15 protein-coding genes are annotated in these 18,097 nt (G+C 48.6%); 5 read left to right on the top strand and 10 right to left on the bottom strand.

The genetic code is table 11. The features are described 5' to 3' along the window. Positions 1–201: 201 nt before the first annotated feature. The gene (locus ACJMM9_RS04610) at positions 202–447 is read right to left on the bottom strand and encodes a hypothetical protein (RefSeq protein ID WP_173467660.1); all 246 of its coding nucleotides are present in this window, start codon (positions 445–447) and stop codon (positions 202–204) included. Between the two features lie 98 nt (positions 448–545). Here ACJMM9_RS04610 and ACJMM9_RS04605 point away from each other — a divergent pair, with 98 nt between their 5' ends. Continuing rightward, on the top strand, positions 546–1,853 hold the full coding sequence (locus ACJMM9_RS04605) for a tetratricopeptide repeat protein (RefSeq protein ID WP_405324264.1): 1,308 nt from the start codon (positions 546–548) through the stop codon (positions 1,851–1,853). A 169-nt stretch (positions 1,854–2,022) separates the two neighbouring features. Here the strand turns inward: ACJMM9_RS04605 and ACJMM9_RS04600 are convergent, their stop codons facing one another. Together ACJMM9_RS04600 and ACJMM9_RS04595 are read right to left on the bottom strand one after the other, a co-directional pair. Then, positions 2,023–3,558 carry an FGGY-family carbohydrate kinase gene (locus ACJMM9_RS04600; RefSeq protein WP_405324262.1) on the bottom strand — a complete coding sequence of 512 codons (1,536 nt, stop codon included), beginning with the start codon at positions 3,556–3,558 and terminating at the stop codon, positions 2,023–2,025. 123 nt (positions 3,559–3,681) lie between these two features. Further along, positions 3,682–4,884: a class I SAM-dependent rRNA methyltransferase gene (locus ACJMM9_RS04595; protein ID WP_405324260.1), complete on the bottom strand. Its 1,203-nt coding sequence runs from the start codon at positions 4,882–4,884 to the stop codon at positions 3,682–3,684. Between the two features lie 351 nt (positions 4,885–5,235). On the opposite strand from ACJMM9_RS04595, the gene ACJMM9_RS04590 reads away from it, so the two are divergent. Then, entirely contained in the window at positions 5,236–6,576 is a 1,341-nt protein-coding gene (locus ACJMM9_RS04590; protein WP_405324258.1) for a FecR domain-containing protein, read from the top strand. A 26-nt stretch (positions 6,577–6,602) separates the two neighbouring features. Beyond that, complete coding sequence (locus ACJMM9_RS04585) at positions 6,603–7,010, top strand: VanZ family protein (protein WP_405324256.1); 408 nt, start codon at positions 6,603–6,605, stop codon at positions 7,008–7,010. Between the two features lie 5 nt (positions 7,011–7,015). Here ACJMM9_RS04585 and ACJMM9_RS04580 read toward each other — a convergent pair whose 3' ends face one another. Next, a complete protein-coding gene (locus tag ACJMM9_RS04580; RefSeq protein ID WP_405324254.1) occupies positions 7,016–7,531 on the bottom strand; it encodes a hypothetical protein in 516 nt (171 codons plus the stop codon). A 33-nt stretch (positions 7,532–7,564) separates the two neighbouring features. Further along, positions 7,565–8,491 (bottom strand): UDP-N-acetylmuramate dehydrogenase, encoded by a 927-nt coding sequence (murB, locus tag ACJMM9_RS04575; protein ID WP_405324252.1) that lies wholly within the window; start codon positions 8,489–8,491, stop codon positions 7,565–7,567. 27 nt (positions 8,492–8,518) lie between these two features. Between murB and ACJMM9_RS04570 the strand changes: the two genes are divergently transcribed. After that, positions 8,519–9,655, top strand: coding sequence for a toprim domain-containing protein (locus tag ACJMM9_RS04570; protein WP_405324251.1), 1,137 nt, complete (start codon positions 8,519–8,521; stop codon positions 9,653–9,655). Between the two features lie 134 nt (positions 9,656–9,789). Continuing rightward, positions 9,790–10,077, top strand: coding sequence for a GIY-YIG nuclease family protein (locus tag ACJMM9_RS04565; protein WP_405324250.1), 288 nt, complete (start codon positions 9,790–9,792; stop codon positions 10,075–10,077). Between the two features lie 103 nt (positions 10,078–10,180). Here the strand turns inward: ACJMM9_RS04565 and ACJMM9_RS04560 are convergent, their stop codons facing one another. The 5 genes from ACJMM9_RS04560 to ACJMM9_RS04540 all read right to left on the bottom strand — a co-directional run bounded on the left by ACJMM9_RS04560 (position 10,181) and on the right by ACJMM9_RS04540 (position 17,972). Further along, positions 10,181–11,401, bottom strand: coding sequence for a GspE/PulE family protein (locus ACJMM9_RS04560; RefSeq protein ID WP_405324248.1), 1,221 nt, complete (start codon positions 11,399–11,401; stop codon positions 10,181–10,183). A gap of 469 nt (positions 11,402–11,870) precedes the next feature. Beyond that, positions 11,871–15,035, bottom strand: coding sequence for an efflux RND transporter permease subunit (locus ACJMM9_RS04555; protein WP_405324246.1), 3,165 nt, complete (start codon positions 15,033–15,035; stop codon positions 11,871–11,873). Between the two features lie 20 nt (positions 15,036–15,055). Next, positions 15,056–16,105: an efflux RND transporter periplasmic adaptor subunit gene (locus tag ACJMM9_RS04550; RefSeq protein WP_405324244.1), complete on the bottom strand. Its 1,050-nt coding sequence runs from the start codon at positions 16,103–16,105 to the stop codon at positions 15,056–15,058. A gap of 20 nt (positions 16,106–16,125) precedes the next feature. Then, entirely contained in the window at positions 16,126–17,517 is a 1,392-nt protein-coding gene (locus ACJMM9_RS04545; protein ID WP_405324242.1) for a TolC family protein, read from the bottom strand. Between the two features lie 146 nt (positions 17,518–17,663). Further along, positions 17,664–17,972 (bottom strand): YbaB/EbfC family nucleoid-associated protein, encoded by a 309-nt coding sequence (locus tag ACJMM9_RS04540; RefSeq protein ID WP_173353517.1) that lies wholly within the window; start codon positions 17,970–17,972, stop codon positions 17,664–17,666. Positions 17,973–18,097 lie beyond the last annotated feature (125 nt).

The raw sequence follows: 18,097 nt of genomic DNA, 5'->3' as shown, positions 1-18,097 counted from the left end.
AGTATAGAAAATACTGTCGCAGAGGCATAGCTCCCCGAAAGGTAAACGAAAAGCCCGAAGACGATTACCGTTAATGAAAGAAGAAATATTTTGCTCGGGCTGAAGGAAAAGTGGATGTTGAACATGTGTGACCTTTAATGATTATCTTTAACTGTTTATAAAATAGATAAAGAGTATGTCATTAAATGTCACTATATAAATTTACAGTTCGTCTTCGCTTTCTGAAACGTCTCCGAAATGGCTCCCGTATTCGTCAAAATTGATTTCTTCGGCGATGTCGTCGTTGTCTAGGTCTTCGTTGTCGAGGCCAAGTCCAAGTCGTGCGCAGATGCGGTCAAGGAGGATGAGATCTACATCGTCGGTGTCGCCCCCCTCACGTTCATAAGCTTCGATGATGAGCTCTTGTTCGTCTGGTTTATATTTATCGACAACTTCAGTGATTTTCATTTTTTCTCCTTTGCAGATAATTAAAATTATCCGCGTCTCTGCTTGTAATATCGTCAATCTGTGTCATAAAGTCAATGGTTTTTACTAAATTTTTTACTATGAACAAGAAATTGTCTTTTATCGCACTTGCGTTGTTGGTTGGAATGTCTCAAACTTGGGCTGTGGACCCCCGTATTGAACAGGGTGCCCGCTTTGAGGCCAAGGGTCAGTATGACAAGGCTCTTGGGGAATACCGAGCCATGTTGGCTGAAAATAAGAAGAATACTGAAGCCTACATGGCGGCAGGCAAGGTTCGCATGAAGATGAAGGACTATAAGGGCGCTGTTGCAAACTTCCGCCTCGCTTATGGTTATGATCCGAACTTGACCGAAGCGTACGAAGGTGCCGCAAAGGCTTACGAAGCCATGGGCCAGCAGGCCAAGGCTGACGCTGAACGCGCTAAAATCAAAGGCGCTAAGGCTGCTCCTGCTGCTGCAAGTGCGCCGAAGGCCGAAGCTAAGGCTGAACCTGCAAAGGCCGCCCAGCCGGCACCTGTTGCTAAAGCTGAACCGGCTAAGCCCGCCGCTCCTGCAAAGGTTGAAGCACCGAAGGTCGAACCGTCGCCTGCAACGGCTGCTTCTGAAGATCCGTTTGAAAAGGGCAAGGCTTTGCTTGCCGAAGGCCGCTATGCTGAAGCCGCTCCGCTCTGGAGAGCTGTTCTCTCGAAGAAGCCTGGCGATGCCGGTGCTTATTTCTATGCGGGCTTAACCCGTTATGAGATGGGAGAATACGACAAGGCCGAGTTCAACCTGAAGAAGGGACTTTCATACAAGGAACGCGGTAACGACGCAAACTACTATTTGGCAAAGATCAACCAGAAGAGCAAGCGCACGGAACAGGAAAAGAAGTATCTAGCCGCTTACTTGAAAAAGGCCGCTCCGGATGCTAAGTTCCGCAAGGCCGCCGAAGACCGCATGGCTGAAATCAACGCTGTCGTGAACGCCGCAGCCGAAGAAAAGGCTATGCAAGAAGCCGAAGCTAAAGCCTTGAAGGATGCCAAGAAGAGCGGGAACGACAAGCCGAAGTCTGTTGAAGCTGCTCCGCAAAAGGAAGATGTCGCTTCGACGGCAACGAATTCCATTGCCAATGCCAATGCCTTGTTTGCGGATGGCTATAACGAGGCCGCACTCCAGATGTACAAGGCTTTGCTTGAAAATGAAATCACTCCGGATGAACGCTATTTTGCCATGCTCCAGATGGGGAACATCTACCGCGAAATGCGCGACTTCCATAGTGCTGTAACGCGCTACCGTGAAGTTGTTCGTGGATATCCTGATTCGGACTGGGCTGCTGAAGCTGAACGGGCACTCGAAGACGCTGTATGGCTTGAAAAACATGCCAGCGAACTTCCGCGTAACAAGCGTTAAGTGGTTGTTAGTCAATGGTCATTAGTTATTAGTTGCTAGTGGCGATTTTCGTACAATGTCATGCCGGGCTTGTCCCGGCATTAACTTTTAAGATGTCATGCCCGCCGCTTTGTCATCCCGGACTCCGTTCCGGGAGGGCATCGCCTTTTTTAAGCATTATGTTTTGCTATTAGTGGCTGCCGACGAGTTTTCGATCGCTCTTCACTTTTTCCAGGAACATCTTATAGAGCCTGTTGTAAATCTCGTGATTCTCGGAGTCTGGTGTGTATGTGTTCGTGACTTCGATATAGCTATGGATGTCTTCGAATTTCATCTGTCCAAGGCCGATGGCGGCAACTGCAGCTGCGCCGAGTGCTCCTACGTATTGCGGATGCTTGACCGTTTCAATGGTATGCCCGGTCACGTCTGCAAGAATCTGGTTTACGATGTTGATTCTTGCAAGGCCGCCTGCAAAGCGGATGGTATCCGATATTTTGCACTTCTTGGCTTGGCATTCCAAGAGCCAGCGGAAATGGAAGCATATGCCTTCGATGACGGCGCGGAGTAAATCCCCACGGCTCGTTTCCAGTTCAATGCCCGAAAGTGAACTGCGGATTTCGCCATCTTCAAACGGAGTCTTGCAACCATTCATGAATGGCGTGAACAGGAGTCCGTGAGAACCCGGTTCAGCTTTAGAAATAAGCGATGCGCATTCTTCGTAGCTGTATTGGGAATTGTCGAGCTTTCCGATGAGTTCGCGCGCCCAGGCAAAACATTTACCCGCTGTTTCCAGTTCGCCGTACAAATATTTTTGTGCGGGATTCGGACCTTTGACAGCGATCATCATGATGTCTGCAAACTGGATGATGTGATCGACGACGGTGCATACGGAACCTGATGTTCCGCAGTAGATGCCCGTAAGATTACTTTGCGTGTTGCCGCAGCCAATTGCGACCATGGCGACGTCTCCGCCACCTGCGATGACCGGAGTATCTTTTTCCAATCCCATCTGTTCGGCGGCTGTGGGCGTAACATGGCCGACGATGTCGGTGCTCTGCACGATTTCGGGCAAATGCTTTTCGTTGATGCCGTAAGCCTTCGCCATCGTATGGCTCCAGCCTGAATGACCTTTGCGGCAATCATTAAGTGCCGTGCAGAATGCGGAGTCTTCGGTGCGTACAAATCGACCTGTGGTCTTGAATAGGAGGTAGTCGCCGACATCCAGGAACTTATCGACCTTGGCGAAGTTTTCGGGTTCGTTATTTTGTACCCACTTGTACTTCCATACGGGGCTGTAGCCTCCGACTGGAACCATGCTCGTATGGCGCATGGCCTTGATGAGCTTAAAAATGTTCAAGCCGTGGAAGCGCAACCCGTGGTTGAAGTAGTTTTTAAATTCCTGGTCGGCGCGCCTGTCGAGGAACGTCATTGCTGGGCGGACGGGTGTGCCGTTTTCATCGACTAGAACCGTTCCGTTCATTTGTGAACAAAAGCTGATCCCCTTGATTTGGTTGCTTGCAATGCCGTAATTCTTGAGAAGCTCTTTTGTGCTTCGGCAGATGGAATCCCACCACTGTTCGGTACTCTGTTCGACGCCTTTGCCACCTAAGGTCGAGGTGCTGTGGGTGCCGACTACGGTTGCCCCTACAAATTCAATGGAGTTCGCTATTTTTGTGAGTGTTGCTTTTATAAAGGAATTCCCGATATCATAAGTCACTAGATACATTTTTAGCCTCTATAAAACCGTCCACATGTAATTTTTTTCTTCTGCTAAAATTATATAAAAATAACGCAGGCGTTGTCACCTGCGTAGTAAGTTTTTTGAAAGTTTTTATATTGATCGTGATTGTTAAACGACCTGGACCAGGAGTCCCTTGAGGTATTGTCCTTCAGGGAAGGCTGTGTTTACGGGATGGTCGGCGGGCTGTCCAAAACGCTCGATAATCTGCACTCGGCGGTGGGCGTCGGCTGCGGCGTCGGCGATAATCTTCTGGAACAGGTCCATTTCCATGAGGCCGGAACAGCTGAACGTGGCAAGCATGCCGCCTTCGGCAAGGAGCTTCATTGCAAGCAAGTTAATATCCTTGTAACCGCGGGCGCCTTTCTGCAAGTTGTCCTTGCTTTCTACGAACTTTGGCGGGTCGAGCACAATGAAATCGAACGTCTCGGCCTTGTCACGGCACTTACGCAGGTACTGGAACACGTCTGCTTCGACATGCGTTGCATGCGCCGTGCTTAATTTGTTGCGCATGATGCCTTCCTTGGCGAGCTTGAGGGCGTCCTTGGAAACATCGACCTGGTAGACTTTTTCGCATCCGCCACGAAGGGCGTAGAGACCAAAACCTCCAGTATAGCAGAAGCAGTTGAGCATCTTCTTGCCACGGGCGAGTTCGCCTACTCGGCGTCTGGCATCGCGCTGGTCAAGGTAATAGCCTGTCTTGTGTCCGTTCTTCACGTCAATCGGGAAGAGAATCCCGTTTTCGTTGATGATCACCGGCTCATCGGGAACTTCGCCATATACAACGCCCGTGCGGAGTGGAAGCCCTTCTTTTTTGCGAACTTCGGAATCGCAGCGCTCGTAAATGCCTCGGCAACCCGTCTTTTCGGCGAGCAATTCGTAGATAATCTGGCGGTTGACTTCGGCTCCTGCCGCGAGAATTTCGACGGAGTAGATGTCAGCGTATTTGTCGATGATGCAGCCCGGGATGCCGTCGTTTTCGGCGTTCACGAGACGGAATGCGTTTTCCTTGTCTTGAATGTCGAACCCGCGGCTCTTGCGCGAGGCTATAGCTCGGTCCAAAATATCGCTAAAGAATTCGCGGTCAATCTTGACATTCTTTCCGTCGGTGCCGAAGGTCCAGAAACGTCCGCGAATCTGGGATTTCGGGGAATAGGCGGCAAGGCCCAAAAAATCGCTGTGGTAGCTGTAAACTTCAACAACGTCACCAAGTGCGGGGTCGCCAACAACTTCATCAATGGCGCCGCTGAAAATCCAAGGGTGGTAACGGAGGGCGGACTTATCGCGTCCGGCTTTCAATGTAATTGCTTTCATAGCTAAAAATTTAGAAATTTTTATTATATTTCTTTTGGAGCGCTTTTGTGAGAATGTGACGGAGCGCAAATTCTTGTTTTTAATCGAGGGGGTAAAGTGATTGTAAATTTCTTTTTTGAAATTTTAATTACTAGATTAAAAAACATGGTGCATAACCTTCACATAAAAATTTATCGAGCTGGACTATTGGGGCTAATCCTGGTTGTTGTATTTTTGTGTGCCTGCGGTGATTCAGATGCTTCTCGTAAGAATGAATCTGTACAAACAGCTCCAGAGAATTCTTTTTTTAATGGTGTTATACGCGATATTGTAGGGAATGTCCGCGTTAAATCAGCTGGTGGCGATGCCAGTATGTTAAGCGTTGGTCAGCAGGTTCATGGAAAATCGTCTGTTGCTACTGAAATAGGCTCCTCGGTTGTGATTTCTGTGGCGGATGGTTCTGCGCTTAAGATTGATGGGCGCTCAGAAATTGCGTTCGGTACAGAATATGTGGAAAATCTGAAACGGAAAATTTCCGTTTCGCTCCTTTATGGGAAATTGCTATTTGATGTGCAAAAACAGGCTGTCAAGGATGAGTTTGAGATCCGCACCGAAAACGTGTCGTCTATAGTCCGTGGAACGGCCGGCTTTATTGAAAATGTTGATGGCTTGGAAGTATCCTCTCTCAAGGAAGGTCGCTTAGATGTTGTAGTGAAAATGGATACGGTGCCGTCCCTTAAATCTGGGCAAACCATGATTGCCAATGCAAATGGGGTAAAAGTTCTTTCTCTTTCCTGTTCTGGTTCGTTAATTTTGGCTCGCGCGATTGATTCGATTGCAACGGAAATGGCTGCTGAATTTGGAGTGCATGCTGCAAGACTGAACCTTGATAAGGTCGAAGCTAAGTTACTGGAATTTGATGACCTGTACAAGAAAAAGGCCGATGATTTTATGATGCGTTCACAGGCGGCTTTCAAGCCGAAAATGTTGAACGAGTATATCGGAAAACCAAGTGTTACGCTCGAAGCTCTGTTTGTTCCTGGAACATTCGTTTCTATACAAGGTGTTGTTGATACGATCCCTGAAAGTGGAATGTACAAACGTACGTTTGAATGGGCTGATTCTACGGCGTTTGGTCCAAAGCATTTTGTTGTGAATTGCAGCAATGGCGAAGTGGAATACATTTGCCATACATGGCATACGAATTTTGTTTCGGCAAAGATGGCAGAGGTCTTGACGAAGGCGGATGAACGCAAGTCTACAGTAGTTAAGGATACGGTCCAACCGAAAAAACTGAAACCTTCGATTATCATTGAAGGTTCTGGTCGTGAACGAGTGCATGTGCTGCCTGAAGAACGCGATATTCCGGCAACGCTCCGTTTTAGTGTCGCTGGGCTGATGGGGTCTGACTTGTCGCAAATCAAGAAGATTGTCGTGAAACGTAAAGGCGCAATCGTAAAAACTTATAGCGATGATGAATTAACGACAAATTCTTTTAAATTTCCGATTCGCCTCAAACAGAACAGGATTGCTCATTTCGAAGTTGTCGCCACATTTGTGAATGGCAAGAAAATCAAGGCAAAGAAGGTTTATGAAACTTATTGCTTCTTTGAAAACTACGAAGATGGCAAAAAGAGCAATCGTATTAATGATATGACTGCAGAAGAAGAATATAAAAATGTCGTTTCCAAGCACTTGCTCAAGAACGAATAGCTTTTAAAAAAGCTAAATTGGCGCGCATGTTTGAATCTTTATTTGACAAGTACCCTTTTTTCAGAAAGGTTCCTGCCATCCTCTGTATGGCGATTATTTTCAAGATTTCTTCGATGACCTCTTATGAACTCGAAGGACTGCCGCATGTGTGGGATAAGCTTGCGCATACTTGCGAATATGCGACTCTGGCGGGGTGCTTTTGCATGTGGTGGGCGCGCGGCCAGTGGTCTATGAAGCCGTGGCTCAAGGTGCTGATTATCATGGCTATTGCGCTTGCCTACGGTTGCACGGACGAATACCACCAGAGCTTTGTGGAAGGCCGTGATTGTAGTGGTTACGACCTGATTGCCGATACGCTCGGCGGTATGATTGGCGGGCTTGTCTATTGGCTAATCGTTAAAATCTTGAACAAGTACGATCCACTTGTTAAATAGGCGAATTATTGCTTATTCTTTAAAACAACTACTGTGATGATGAAAACGATAATCGCGATGGCAATTGCGATGCGTTCTTTTTTACGGTATTCGCTTATATCGTAGTTCGGTGCGTAGAAATTGATGAGTTTCGCTCCAATGACTCCCTGTATGATGGCGTAGGCCAAACATACGCATGTGCTGAATAGCGAACTGTTTAAAGCTTTGTTCAGTATGCTGATGACGGGCAATGTTAAAAAATATAATGCCACGTTTGCAAGGAGCATTCCTATGAAAAAACGGAGTGCAACTTTGCCTTTGTGAAGTTCTCTGTAATGCAATAATGTTTGGATAATACTGACATAGATGTAGCCAAAGCCTGTGAAGTTGAAAATCATGCAACTCCACATAAATAAACCAGCGACACGATTGCTTGATTCTTCTGTAGTTTCTGGTGATGCGGCTTCCTCATTGGGCGCATCGCACCAAAGGCAGTTGGGCATGTCGTCTTCGTACTCTTTCCCGCATTTCTTGCAAATCATTTTAAAGTACCTTAAGTTATTGCGGATAAAATACTAAAATTCTCCGAGCAGAATCACTTCTCTGTGAAGGTGGATTCCGAATTTTTCGGCGACGATTTTTTGGACGTGTTCGCTGAGTGATTTAATGTCTGCGGCGGTAGCGTGGTCGGCATTTACGATAAAGTTGGCGTGTACACGGCTCACTTCAGCGCCGCCTATGCGGTAGCCTTTTAAACCGGCCTGTTCGATGTAATAACCTGGTGCAATTTGTGTCGGCGTTTCGGCGGCGCCGACATCTAGACGCTTGAAGGTGCTGCCTGCATTGGGCATGGAAAGCGGTTGCGAATTGCGACGCTTTGTCATGCATTCCTGCATTTCGCTTTCGAGATCTTTGGCGGTCTTGCCAAGCTCTGTTGCGGGCGTGAGCTGGAATGTCGCAGAAAGGATTGTTTCTGCATTTTCGCGGGAGGCGGCGAGTTCCTGGAACCCGCTGTGACGGTAGCTGAAGGCGCAATCTGCTGCGGTTCGCGTGTGCAAATGGCCTGCGGAATCGATGCTTTCGACTTCAACGCAAGTCTGCGAAACATCTTGACCGTAAGCGCCTGCGTTCATGTAAATTGCCCCGCCGAGGCTGCCGGGAATGCCGGCGAGCTTGTGGATTCCTGCAAGGCCTTCGTTAATCGTATAGCGGGCGAGGCGGGCGAGCGGTGTGGCGCCTTTAGCGCAGATCTTTCCGTTGCCAAGGTTCGTGATTTCCGAGAAAGATTTACCGAGCTGGATGATGATTCCGTTGTATCCGCTGTCGGAGACGAGCAAGTTCGTGCCCTTGCCAAGAATGAAACTCGGAAGTGCTTGTTCATTTGCAAATGCGATTGCTTCTTTGATGTCGCTTACGGATTCTGCTTTGACGAAATATCGTGCGGGACCGCCTACTTTAAAGGACGTGTGCTCGCTCATCGGTACATTTTCTTGAATAATCATGACGAAAATATATATATTCTTGGAGCCATGACAGAAGAGGAATTGAAACAATTTAAGGCGGCGTTGTCGATTACCGCTGTTGCTACAGCGCTTGGTGTGCCTGTGGTACGTGGACGCTGTCGTTGTTTTTTCCCGACGCGCCATTCGCATGGCGATAGAACGCCTTCGGTTTCGTTTTCTGAGGAAAGAGGAACTTTTCGTTGCTGGGTTTGCGATGACGTTCGCGGTGATGTGATTTCACTTGTCCAGATTGTAAAAAATTGCTCGTTCCTGGAAGCTTTGAACTGGCTCAAGGAAACGTATGGATTTTTGTTGCGTGGTGCGCCTGCTACTGCAAATGCGCAGCCGAATAGTTCTTCGGCATTGAATGTTTCTCCGGCTCAAAGTGCGACTCTTGTTGCGAAAACAGTGACCCGTGATGCGGCTCTTGAATACAGCTCTCCCGAGCCGGCAAAAGAGCTTGTGAGCGAAGAAGAACGCAAAAAGATTATCCTCTCTTTTTTGAAAATGTTGAGTCCTGTCGACAAGACGCCTGCGGCATCATACCTGGCTCGCCGCCGCATTTACAAGCCGATTTGGGACAAGATGCTTTTGCGCACGATTACGGATTATGGCGCGCTTAACAACAAGCTCAAGGAAACTTACGATTTGGAAGTCCTCAAGTACGTGGGGCTTTTCAGCGAAAAAGGGAACTTGAGGTATTACAAGCATCCGCTGTTTTTCCCGTATCTCGATACCAAACGCCGTTCGTTCTATTTCCAGGCGCGGGCGATCGATAGCACGGTTGTTCCAAAGGAACTGAACCTGCGCGGAACGGTGCCGTACCCGTACAATGTTTCGGCGCTTGATGAAAAGCCTGGCTGGGTTTACCTGTGCGAGGGCGTGGTCGATACGCTTACGTTTTTGGGGCAACGCATTGCCGCGATTGGAATCCCGGGGGTACGCTCGTTCAAGACGGAATGGCTTCCGCTTTTCAAGAATAAGAGCGTTGTGCTTTGCTTGGACAAGGACGAGGCGGGGCGCAGTGGCACGGAGTATTTGCAGACCGTTTTTGCTCAGGCGGGTATCCGCACGGTTGTACTCGGTGATGGCGTGGATCAATTTGGCAAATTATCGATGAAAGAAGGCGAAGACATCAACGATTGGTTTGGTGGGAAGAAGTAAACTTCGCGGATTATTGTCATTCTGGAGGCACGGAGTGCCGATAGAAACCATTATTTCGTGAATAGTATTTGGCGGTAGGATCCATTGTTTTTTTATGTGTGCGTTTGTATATTCTCTTGTGAAGGGGAATGTATATGCAAAAGAAAGGATTCACTTATATTTTATTCAATCACATAAATGGAACTTTGTATGTTGGTGTAACTAGTAATTTAAAAGAGCGTATTACACAACATAAAGAAAAAATATTTGATGGCTTTACGAAAAAATATGGTGTAGACAAATTGGGCTATTTTGAAGAGCATACTGATATGCGTCATGCAATAGAACGAGAAAAGTCTATGAAAAATTTATTAAGGAAAAAAAAGATTGAGCTGATAAAATCAATAAATCCTGATTGGAATGACTTGTTCTATAAATTATAATGGACTCTATCGGTCCTCAATCCCTTTACAGGGATGATCGTCCCTCCAGGGTGACATAACATTGTATTGTCATTCTGGAGGTCCGCAGGACTGATAGAATCCATCAAATCTTTTGATTATAACCTAACACTCGATTAACTTCTTCTTGGGTGGTGATTCCGGATTCTACGAGATTTCTTGCGTTCTGTTGCATGGTGCCATCGGCGTAGGTGTTGTTGGGGAGTAGTAATTCGCAGACGACGGTTCTGCCTTTGTAATGCGGTGTGGACTCGCAAGAAGTTGTTTTGTCAAGTTTCCTTACGAGACGCTGGGCAAAAACGCCGAGCAGCGCTTCGTCCAAGATGCTTTTTTGAACGCCTAGATCGAGTAGCCTCGATGCTGCCGCTTTTGCACTGTTCGTGTGCAACGTGCTCAATACGAGATGCCCTGTTTGTGCGGCCTGCAATGCGATTTGTGCTGTCTCTGCATCGCGGATCTCTCCGACGAGAATCACGTCCGGATCCTGGCGCAAAATGGAACGCAATGCGACGGCAAACGTGAATCCGCATTTCTCGTTGACGGGAACTTGATTTGCTCCTCGGAGTTCATATTCCACCGGGTCTTCGATGGTCGTGACGTTGAGCTTTCGCAGGATGATTTCTCGCAATCCGGCGTAAAGCGTTGTCGTCTTGCCGCTCCCGGTGGGGCCTGTGACGAGGAACAGCCCTTGCGGGGCACTGAAAATTTTCCGAATTGCATGGAGCGTAGACTTGCTAAAATCAAGACAATCGAGCGTTTGCGCGGAGTCGTTTGCGGGGAGCAATCGCAATACGCATTTCTCGCCGTTGTTTACGGGAATGGTGCTCACGCGGATGTTTACTTTTTCTCGAAAATCTTCAAAGGCGAAACTCCCGTCGTGCGGCAATCGGCGCTCCGTGATATCGACATTTGCCATGACTTTCAGGCGTATCAGCACAGGCTCGGCAAGCCATTGCGGGAAGATTCTGTATTCCGTTAAAAGTCCGTCAATGCGGAACCGTACGCGGAAAGCTTCTGCCATTGGCTCAAGGTGGATGTCAGTTGCTTTTTTCTGGAGCGCCTTGACGATTAGGCTATCCACGAGATTTATAATTGGTTCCGATTCCCAAGAAGTGTTGCGCGAAATCTCGAGACGGTTGAGATGTTCAATCAGTTCTTCGTCGTCAATCGACTCGGCATGACTGTGCATAAGCCTGATTTCGGCAGGGGAGTGCTGTTCTGGAATAACGCGTTGTTGAGTGACAAAGCGGATTTTTTCAAGAAGGAATTCGTCATTTGCGTTTGGCACAGCGATAGTTTCTCCCAATATCGCAATCCCATTTTTCTGACACCATTTTTTGGACAAATTTTTTGCATTCATCCCCATAAAATACAATCAAATGCCCGGCAAAATCATTATCATGCAAATTTTGCAAACAACCGTTTGCACGAGTGTTGTAGCGGCAAGCTTGCTTGCCGATATGACCGAGTCTTAGGTTGTTCTGCAATCAGTTGTTTGCAAAACGGTTTGACGTCATCCTGACACCGAAGGTGGAAGGATCCAGTAATTTCTTGTTGTGTGAAATCAAAGCTTAACTGGATGGGGCTACGCCCCAACTCTTTGGCTCGGTTCAAAGAATATACAAGCGTAATCAGAACTGTATGGATCCTCCTTGCGGAGGATGACTGTGGTCGCAAAACTCGCCTTCTGAGTTGTCTTCGTTTCGCTCAGGATAACGCTACAAAAAAAGTCCCCCGGGGTGGGGGACTTTGCGGAGTTGTCTAATGAAACCTGATTAAGCCTTGCTCAACTTTGCCTTGACTTTGCGAGCTCCATTCTTTGCCTTGCTAAAGAGGGCGTTCGGGAGCCAGAAGAATGTCGGCACAAGGAACATGGTAAGGATGGCGGACACGATCAAGCCACCCACAGATGCAATACCCATCGGCTGAGTCATTGCAGCGACGTTACCACCGAGAGCGAATGCAAGCGGGAGCTGTGCAATCACGGAGGCAAGCGTTGCAAGCACGATCGGCTGGAACTTTGCCTTGGCGGCGGTCAACATTGCCGAGCGGCGGCCCATGCTACCACTACGCAGCAAGCGGTTTGATTCATCGAGCAATAGAATAGCGTTGTTCACCACCACACCGATCAACATAACGATTGCCATGAGGGCGATCATGGAGAGCGCCTTGCCGGTAATGACGAGGGCGAGGAGCACACCGATTGCACCCATCGGGATGGTCGTCATGATGATAAACGGCTGAGCAAAGCTTTCGAGGAGAGCGACGAGCAAGATGTAGGTAAGGATAATTGCCATCACGATTGCCGTCATGAATTCCTTCTGCATGTCGTTCTGCATGTCTGCGTTACCACCGAAGCTGAACGTAATGCCTTCCGGGAGTTCGTCCTTCATACCTGCGGTAAGTTTGCCGAGCTTGCCCATGATTTCACCGGTCGTATGTCCCGGGAGCAAGTTCATCGAAACGTCAACACGTCTCATCTTGCGCTTGCGGTCAATACGAGTCGGACCTGCACCATCTTCGATGTAGAAGAGTTCACGAGCTGCCACATAACCCTTCGGAGTCTTGATGGGCAAGTCTTCGATATCGGCATGGCTCTGTCTGTCCTTTTCCTTCATGCGCACATAAACGTCGTATTCTTCGCCGTCTTCAGTGTACTGGCCTGCTTCGTAACCGCTCACTGCAATGTAGTTGTAGTTTGCGATCGTCTGTAGCGTAACGCCGTAGTCGGCCATTGCGGCACGGTTCGGAATCAAGCGGATTTCGGGCTTACCGGCTTCGTAGCTGGTCTTGATATCGACGATACCGTCAATCTTGTCCTTCACGCGGTCCAAAACGATTTGAGAAGCCTTGATCACGGAGTCTGCATGGAGACCGCTCACTTCGAGCACCACGTCGCCGCTGGAGTTGTTCTGCATTTCAGAGGCGGAGGTGGACTTCACGGAAATGTATGCGTCAGGGATGTTCGCGAGGTACGGACGGATGGAGTCGACGATCTGGTCGGTGCTACGCATACGGCCTTTCCATTCGGGCATCTTTTTCTTTTCCCAGTCCTTCAAAAGCTTGATACGCATGGTGGCCTGGTTCACAGTCGTCATACCGTTAGAGCCACCCACGTTCATGTTGTAGTGGACGATTTCGGGGATGTCCTTAACGCGGCTTTCAATGATATGTGCAATACTGTCGGTTGTTTCAATGTTCGTACCTACAGGCATTTCAAGCTTGATGGATATCATGCCCTGGTCTTGTCTCGGGGAAAGTTCCACGGTCAACTTGTTCATGGCGAGGTTTCCGACAAGATAAAGAGTTGCACCGAGAGCGAGAACCTGGAAAATAACACCCGGGATAGAGAGGCAGAATCCGAGAGCCTTCAAGTAAACGAAGCGGAAACCGTTCAGAATCTTCGGGAAAATTCCAAGTGCAGTTTCGATAATGCCCGGCTTTTCTTCGATGATGTTGCCGTTCTCGTCTTTCTTCTTGCCCTTGAACAAGTAGGCTGCCATGAGCGGTGTGAGCGTAAATGTCACGAGGAGTGACACGAATGTCGCAAACACCATGGTCATACCGAATGTTCTAAAGAAGATACCCACGATGGACTTCATGAATGCAATCGGCACGAACACGGCAACGTTTGTAAGCGTAGAAGCCATGATGGCGATCATGATTTCAGAAGTACCCTTGTAAGCGGCTTCCTTCGGATCAAGACCTTGATTCAACTTGTTGTTGATGTTTTCAAGCACCACGATAGAGTTTGTCACCAAGAGACCCACGGAACTCGAAAGAGCCATGAGGGACATCATGTTGATACCGAATCCGGCGAAGTACATGAGCGTAAATGCACCAATCACGGAAATCGGCATGGTGAGGGCTGCAATGATCATCGTTGAGAACTTGCCGAGGAACAAGAGCAAGAGACCTGCGGTAAGCACGATGGCGATAAGGATGTTCTGGATAACGTTGTCGATAGATTCATTCACAGCTTCGGACTTGTCGTAAACGAGCGTCAGCTTGAATCCTTCGGGGAGTGTCTTGTTGACTTCGTCCATGCGCTTGAGCACACCCTTGGACACGTCCACCACGTTAGCGTCGGAACGCTTCTTGATATCGAGAGAAACTGAGTTGATGCCTTTAAAGCGAGATGTCGATGTAATCGTTTCGATCGTATCCTTGACATCGGCGATTTCGGAAAGCTTCACGACGCCTGTTGCCGTCGGAATTTCCATGTTGCGCATTTCGTCGAGGCTTCTGAACTTACCGGCGGTACGCACAGAAGTGTTCTTGTGCTTGCCGATAACTTCACCGATCGGGAGGTTCACGTTGGATTGTCCGTAAAGACCCATCATCGTGCCGATATCGACACCGCGGGCTTTCATGATTTCCTTATCGACTTCAATGGAAATCTGGCGGGTCGTACCACCGAAAATATCCACGCTAGCCACGCCGGAAACGGAAGTGAAGAGCGGTTCGATTTCGTCTTCCACCTTCTGGCGAAGTTCAGTAGAGTTCAGCGGGCCTGTAAGCGAGAGGGACATAATGGCAGAACCGTTAATGTCCACCTTCGAGATAATCGGCGACTGCACAGCGTCCGGGAAGTTTGCGGCGGCAAGGTCAATCTTGGAACGCACGTCGTTTGCGGCGACGTCCACGTTTACGCCCATGTTGAACATGGCGACCACGATACCGTAGTTTTCCAAGCAGATGGACTGCACGTAGTCGATACCGTCCACGAGTTCCACCTGTTCTTCAATCGGCTTGATGATCGTGGTTTCGATTTCTTCAGGGTTTGCGCCCTGGTAAATGATGGTGCCGGTCACGACCGGGACGTCGAATTTCGGCATCAAGTCCACCACCATCATGGAATAGGTATAAAGACCGAACACCACCACGGTCAAGATGACCATGAGCATGGTGATTGGTTTGTAAATACTGGCTTTAATCATTGACTATTCTCCAGTGTCGATTATTCGACAATCAGCACCTTGTCGCCGTCATTCATGCGGTTTTGACCTTCGACAATCACGACATCGCCTTCGCTAATGCCATCCTTGATCTGGATGTCGGTCTTGGTCTGCACACCGAGTTCAACAATCTTGCGCTTGGCCTTGCCTTCGCTATCGACAATCCATACAGCGTTCACGCCATTGCGGTAAACGACAGCTTCGGTCGGGATGGTGACACCGGAGACTTCGCGAGCGTCAAGCTTTGCGGTGAGGTACATGCCCGGGAGGAGCTTCTGGCCTTTGTTCTTGAAGGTCACTTCGACCGGGAAGAAGCGCGTTACCGGGTCTGCGGCAAGCGGGATGAGGCTTACTTCACCGACGAGCTTTTCGCCGTTGAGGTCGATCGTTGCCTTGGCACCCTTCTTGAAGAATCCGATTTCGCTGCTCGTGACGTTGAGCTTGAGGATTACCTTATCGAGGTTTGCGATGGTGAACATGGCGCCACCGACACCCGGAACTTCACCAGCCTTGAACTTGACTTCGGTAATGGTGCCGGAGGACGGTGCGATTACGAGCGTTGCACGGCGGGCGGCTTCCAACTGCATCTTGGCTACGTTCAATTGGGTTTCTTGCTGGTCGATGCTCTGTTGGGACACACCGCCCTTAGCTTGAACTTCCTTCATGCGGGCAAGCGTTTTTTCGGTCAATTCCAGAGCAGCCTTGGCTTGCTGGTAACCGGAGTTGTCGCCTGTAAAGACGAATTCTGCGAGAACCTGGTCTTTCTTGACCTTGGAACCGACGCGGACGTTGACTTTGGCAATCGGGTCGCTGAGCTTTGCCGTTGCTTTTGTCTGCTGGCTACCTTCGATGGTACCGCTGAAGGCTCGGACATCGGTGAGCTTGACTGTGGCTGCTTTTACAACGCGGGCAGGCTTGCCATTGACCTTCTGGATTTCTTCGATGGTCGAAACTTTATTTTCGGACTTGGCGTCTTTCTTGGCGTCGCCGCATCCAGCGAGGAGGAGCGACAGGGCAGAAATTGTAATGATTGATTTTGTAATAGTCTTCATAATTGTCTTCCTCTTAAATCTTAGTATTCACCTGTGGTCTTGAGCAATGCGTTGTAGGCTTCGTTCCATTGCATGATGCCTTTCAGGTAGTTGTTTTTGGCATTACGAAGGTCCAAATTTGCAGCGAGCAGTTCAAGCTGGGACTTCATGCCGTTTTGGTAGGCCGCTTCGGTCATCTGGTAAATGCGTTCGGCTAGTTCTACGTTGCCCTTTAATACGACGAGGTTTCTTTCTCTGTTTTCAAGGGCTTTGACGTTGTTTTCAATTTGGAGGCGGATATAGCGTATTGTGCTTTCCTTTTGGATTTGTGTGCTGCGGAGGCTGGATTTAGCCTGGACAACAGCTTCCTTGGTCTGCATACCGTTAAACAGGTTCATGGTCAAGCTCAAGGCGACATATTTATTGAGCTTGTCCCACTTGGGGGCATCCCATTCGGTAATCTTGTTTTGGTTGTTGGCGTATTTGAGGCCACCGACCAACGCGATTGTCGGCTTGTAGCCGCCTTCTTCGATTTCGATGTTCTTTTCGGTCATTGCTTCCTTGGCATCAAGCATCACCAGTTCCTTACGGCGCTTGATAATGTTTGCCATGGATGTATCGGGGAACGGAAGGTTTGAATCCGGGTTGCGGAGTTCACCGATAAACTGAACGTCATTGTCGTAATCGACACCCATAAGGGTGAGGAGGGAGTTCTTTGCCGTGAGGCGCTGTTCTTCAAGTGTTTTCCTGTCAATGGAAAGTGCATCCATTTTAAGCTGGATGCTTGCAACGTCAAGTTCCGTGGCAAGACCGCTTTGGTACTGCTGCTTTACGAATTCAAGGTTGTTTTCGTAGAGCTTGAGGCTTTCATCGATGATTGCCATAGAGGAATCTATCATGATGAACCCGTCAAAAGCCTGGTCAATATTGTAACGGACCGTAGATTTTACGTTTTCGAGATTGACTTCTTGTAAATGCTTGTAAGCCTTGGCGATATCGATCGCTGTACCGACCTTGCCTGCGGCGTAGAGGACCTGGGTGAGCGTGAGACCCACGCTGGATTGCCAGCGGTAGCCCTGTGCGCTCATGCCGTTTACCATTTTATCGATGGCAGGAGCAAGGACGTTCTTGTCGAACTTGCTTGCATCCATGCTGGAATCTTGAGCAGCGTCTGTTATCGGGGTACCGTTCTTGACATCCTTAAGTCCGAAAATACGGGTGATGTTGGCGCTAAGGTCGATAGATGGGTAGGCGTTGCCGTATCCTGCATCAACTTGAGAAGACGCTTTGATGAGGTCTTCTTCTGCTGTTTTGATGTCTGCCGAGTTTTCCATGGCGGTCTGGACCGCTTCATCTCGGGTGTAGACTTTTGCCGAGGCCGGTACAATCAACCCTAAAGCGAGGGCAGAAAGGACTAAAAATTTCCTTGACATTCGTTCTCCTAATATATTTAGCTCGCCAAATGTAAAAAAAAAGTACCCTGTTCATAAGGGTACTTTTTTGTGTTTTTGATGAAGTGCAAATATCGGGGATGAAGTGCACCTAAAATTCGCCAAAAATGGTCAATTTTGCCAAGAAACTACATCAAACCGGGGATTTTCATGCCACCGGTGATGTCCGAAATGCTTGCCTGCTGGGCGTCGTCTTTCTTCTTGACGGCGGCATTCACGGCTGCCATGATGAGGTCTTCGAGTGCTTCGACATCGTCCTTATCGACTGCATCCGGATTGATTTTCACCATCGTAAGTACGCCCTTTCCGTTCATGGCGACCTTCACCATTCCGCCACCGGCTTCGGCGTCAAAGCTCTGTGCCTTGAGGTCGTTTTGTGCCTTAAGCATCTTGCTCTGCATTTTCTGAAGGTCCTTAAGCATCTTGCTCATGTCCATGAATATATCCTCGCTATTAAAGGTTTAATTTATTATCCAGCATCTCGTCATGTTTGGGCGATAGCCCAATCTAGTTATATCTTGTTCAATGTAACTGGATCCTTCCACTTGTGTGTCAGGATGAC

The sequence above is a fragment of the Fibrobacter sp. genome, from assembly GCF_045112255.1.
Lineage (GTDB): Bacteria > Fibrobacterota > Fibrobacteria > Fibrobacterales > Fibrobacteraceae > Fibrobacter.
This window is presented reverse-complemented; position numbering and strand designations above follow the sequence as displayed.

Excerpts from the sequence above, each read along its gene's own strand:
- ACJMM9_RS04610 (WP_173467660.1), bottom strand. The coding sequence starts at position 447 with ATGAAAATCACTGAAGTTGTCGATAAATATAAACCAGACGAACAAGAG.
- ACJMM9_RS04605 (WP_405324264.1), top strand. The coding sequence starts at position 546 with ATGAACAAGAAATTGTCTTTTATCGCACTTGCGTTGTTGGTTGGAATG.
- ACJMM9_RS04600 (WP_405324262.1), bottom strand. The coding sequence starts at position 3,558 with ATGTATCTAGTGACTTATGATATCGGGAATTCCTTTATAAAAGCAACA.
- ACJMM9_RS04595 (WP_405324260.1), bottom strand. The coding sequence starts at position 4,884 with ATGAAAGCAATTACATTGAAAGCCGGACGCGATAAGTCCGCCCTCCGT.
- ACJMM9_RS04590 (WP_405324258.1), top strand. The coding sequence starts at position 5,236 with ATGTTAAGCGTTGGTCAGCAGGTTCATGGAAAATCGTCTGTTGCTACT.
- ACJMM9_RS04585 (WP_405324256.1), top strand. The coding sequence starts at position 6,603 with ATGTTTGAATCTTTATTTGACAAGTACCCTTTTTTCAGAAAGGTTCCT.
- ACJMM9_RS04580 (WP_405324254.1), bottom strand. The coding sequence starts at position 7,531 with ATGATTTGCAAGAAATGCGGGAAAGAGTACGAAGACGACATGCCCAAC.
- murB (WP_405324252.1), bottom strand. The coding sequence starts at position 8,491 with ATGATTATTCAAGAAAATGTACCGATGAGCGAGCACACGTCCTTTAAA.
- ACJMM9_RS04570 (WP_405324251.1), top strand. The coding sequence starts at position 8,519 with ATGACAGAAGAGGAATTGAAACAATTTAAGGCGGCGTTGTCGATTACC.
- ACJMM9_RS04565 (WP_405324250.1), top strand. The coding sequence starts at position 9,790 with ATGCAAAAGAAAGGATTCACTTATATTTTATTCAATCACATAAATGGA.
- ACJMM9_RS04555 (WP_405324246.1), bottom strand. The coding sequence starts at position 15,035 with ATGATTAAAGCCAGTATTTACAAACCAATCACCATGCTCATGGTCATC.
- ACJMM9_RS04550 (WP_405324244.1), bottom strand. The coding sequence starts at position 16,105 with ATGAAGACTATTACAAAATCAATCATTACAATTTCTGCCCTGTCGCTC.
- ACJMM9_RS04545 (WP_405324242.1), bottom strand. The coding sequence starts at position 17,517 with ATGTCAAGGAAATTTTTAGTCCTTTCTGCCCTCGCTTTAGGGTTGATT.
- ACJMM9_RS04540 (WP_173353517.1), bottom strand. The coding sequence starts at position 17,972 with ATGGACATGAGCAAGATGCTTAAGGACCTTCAGAAAATGCAGAGCAAG.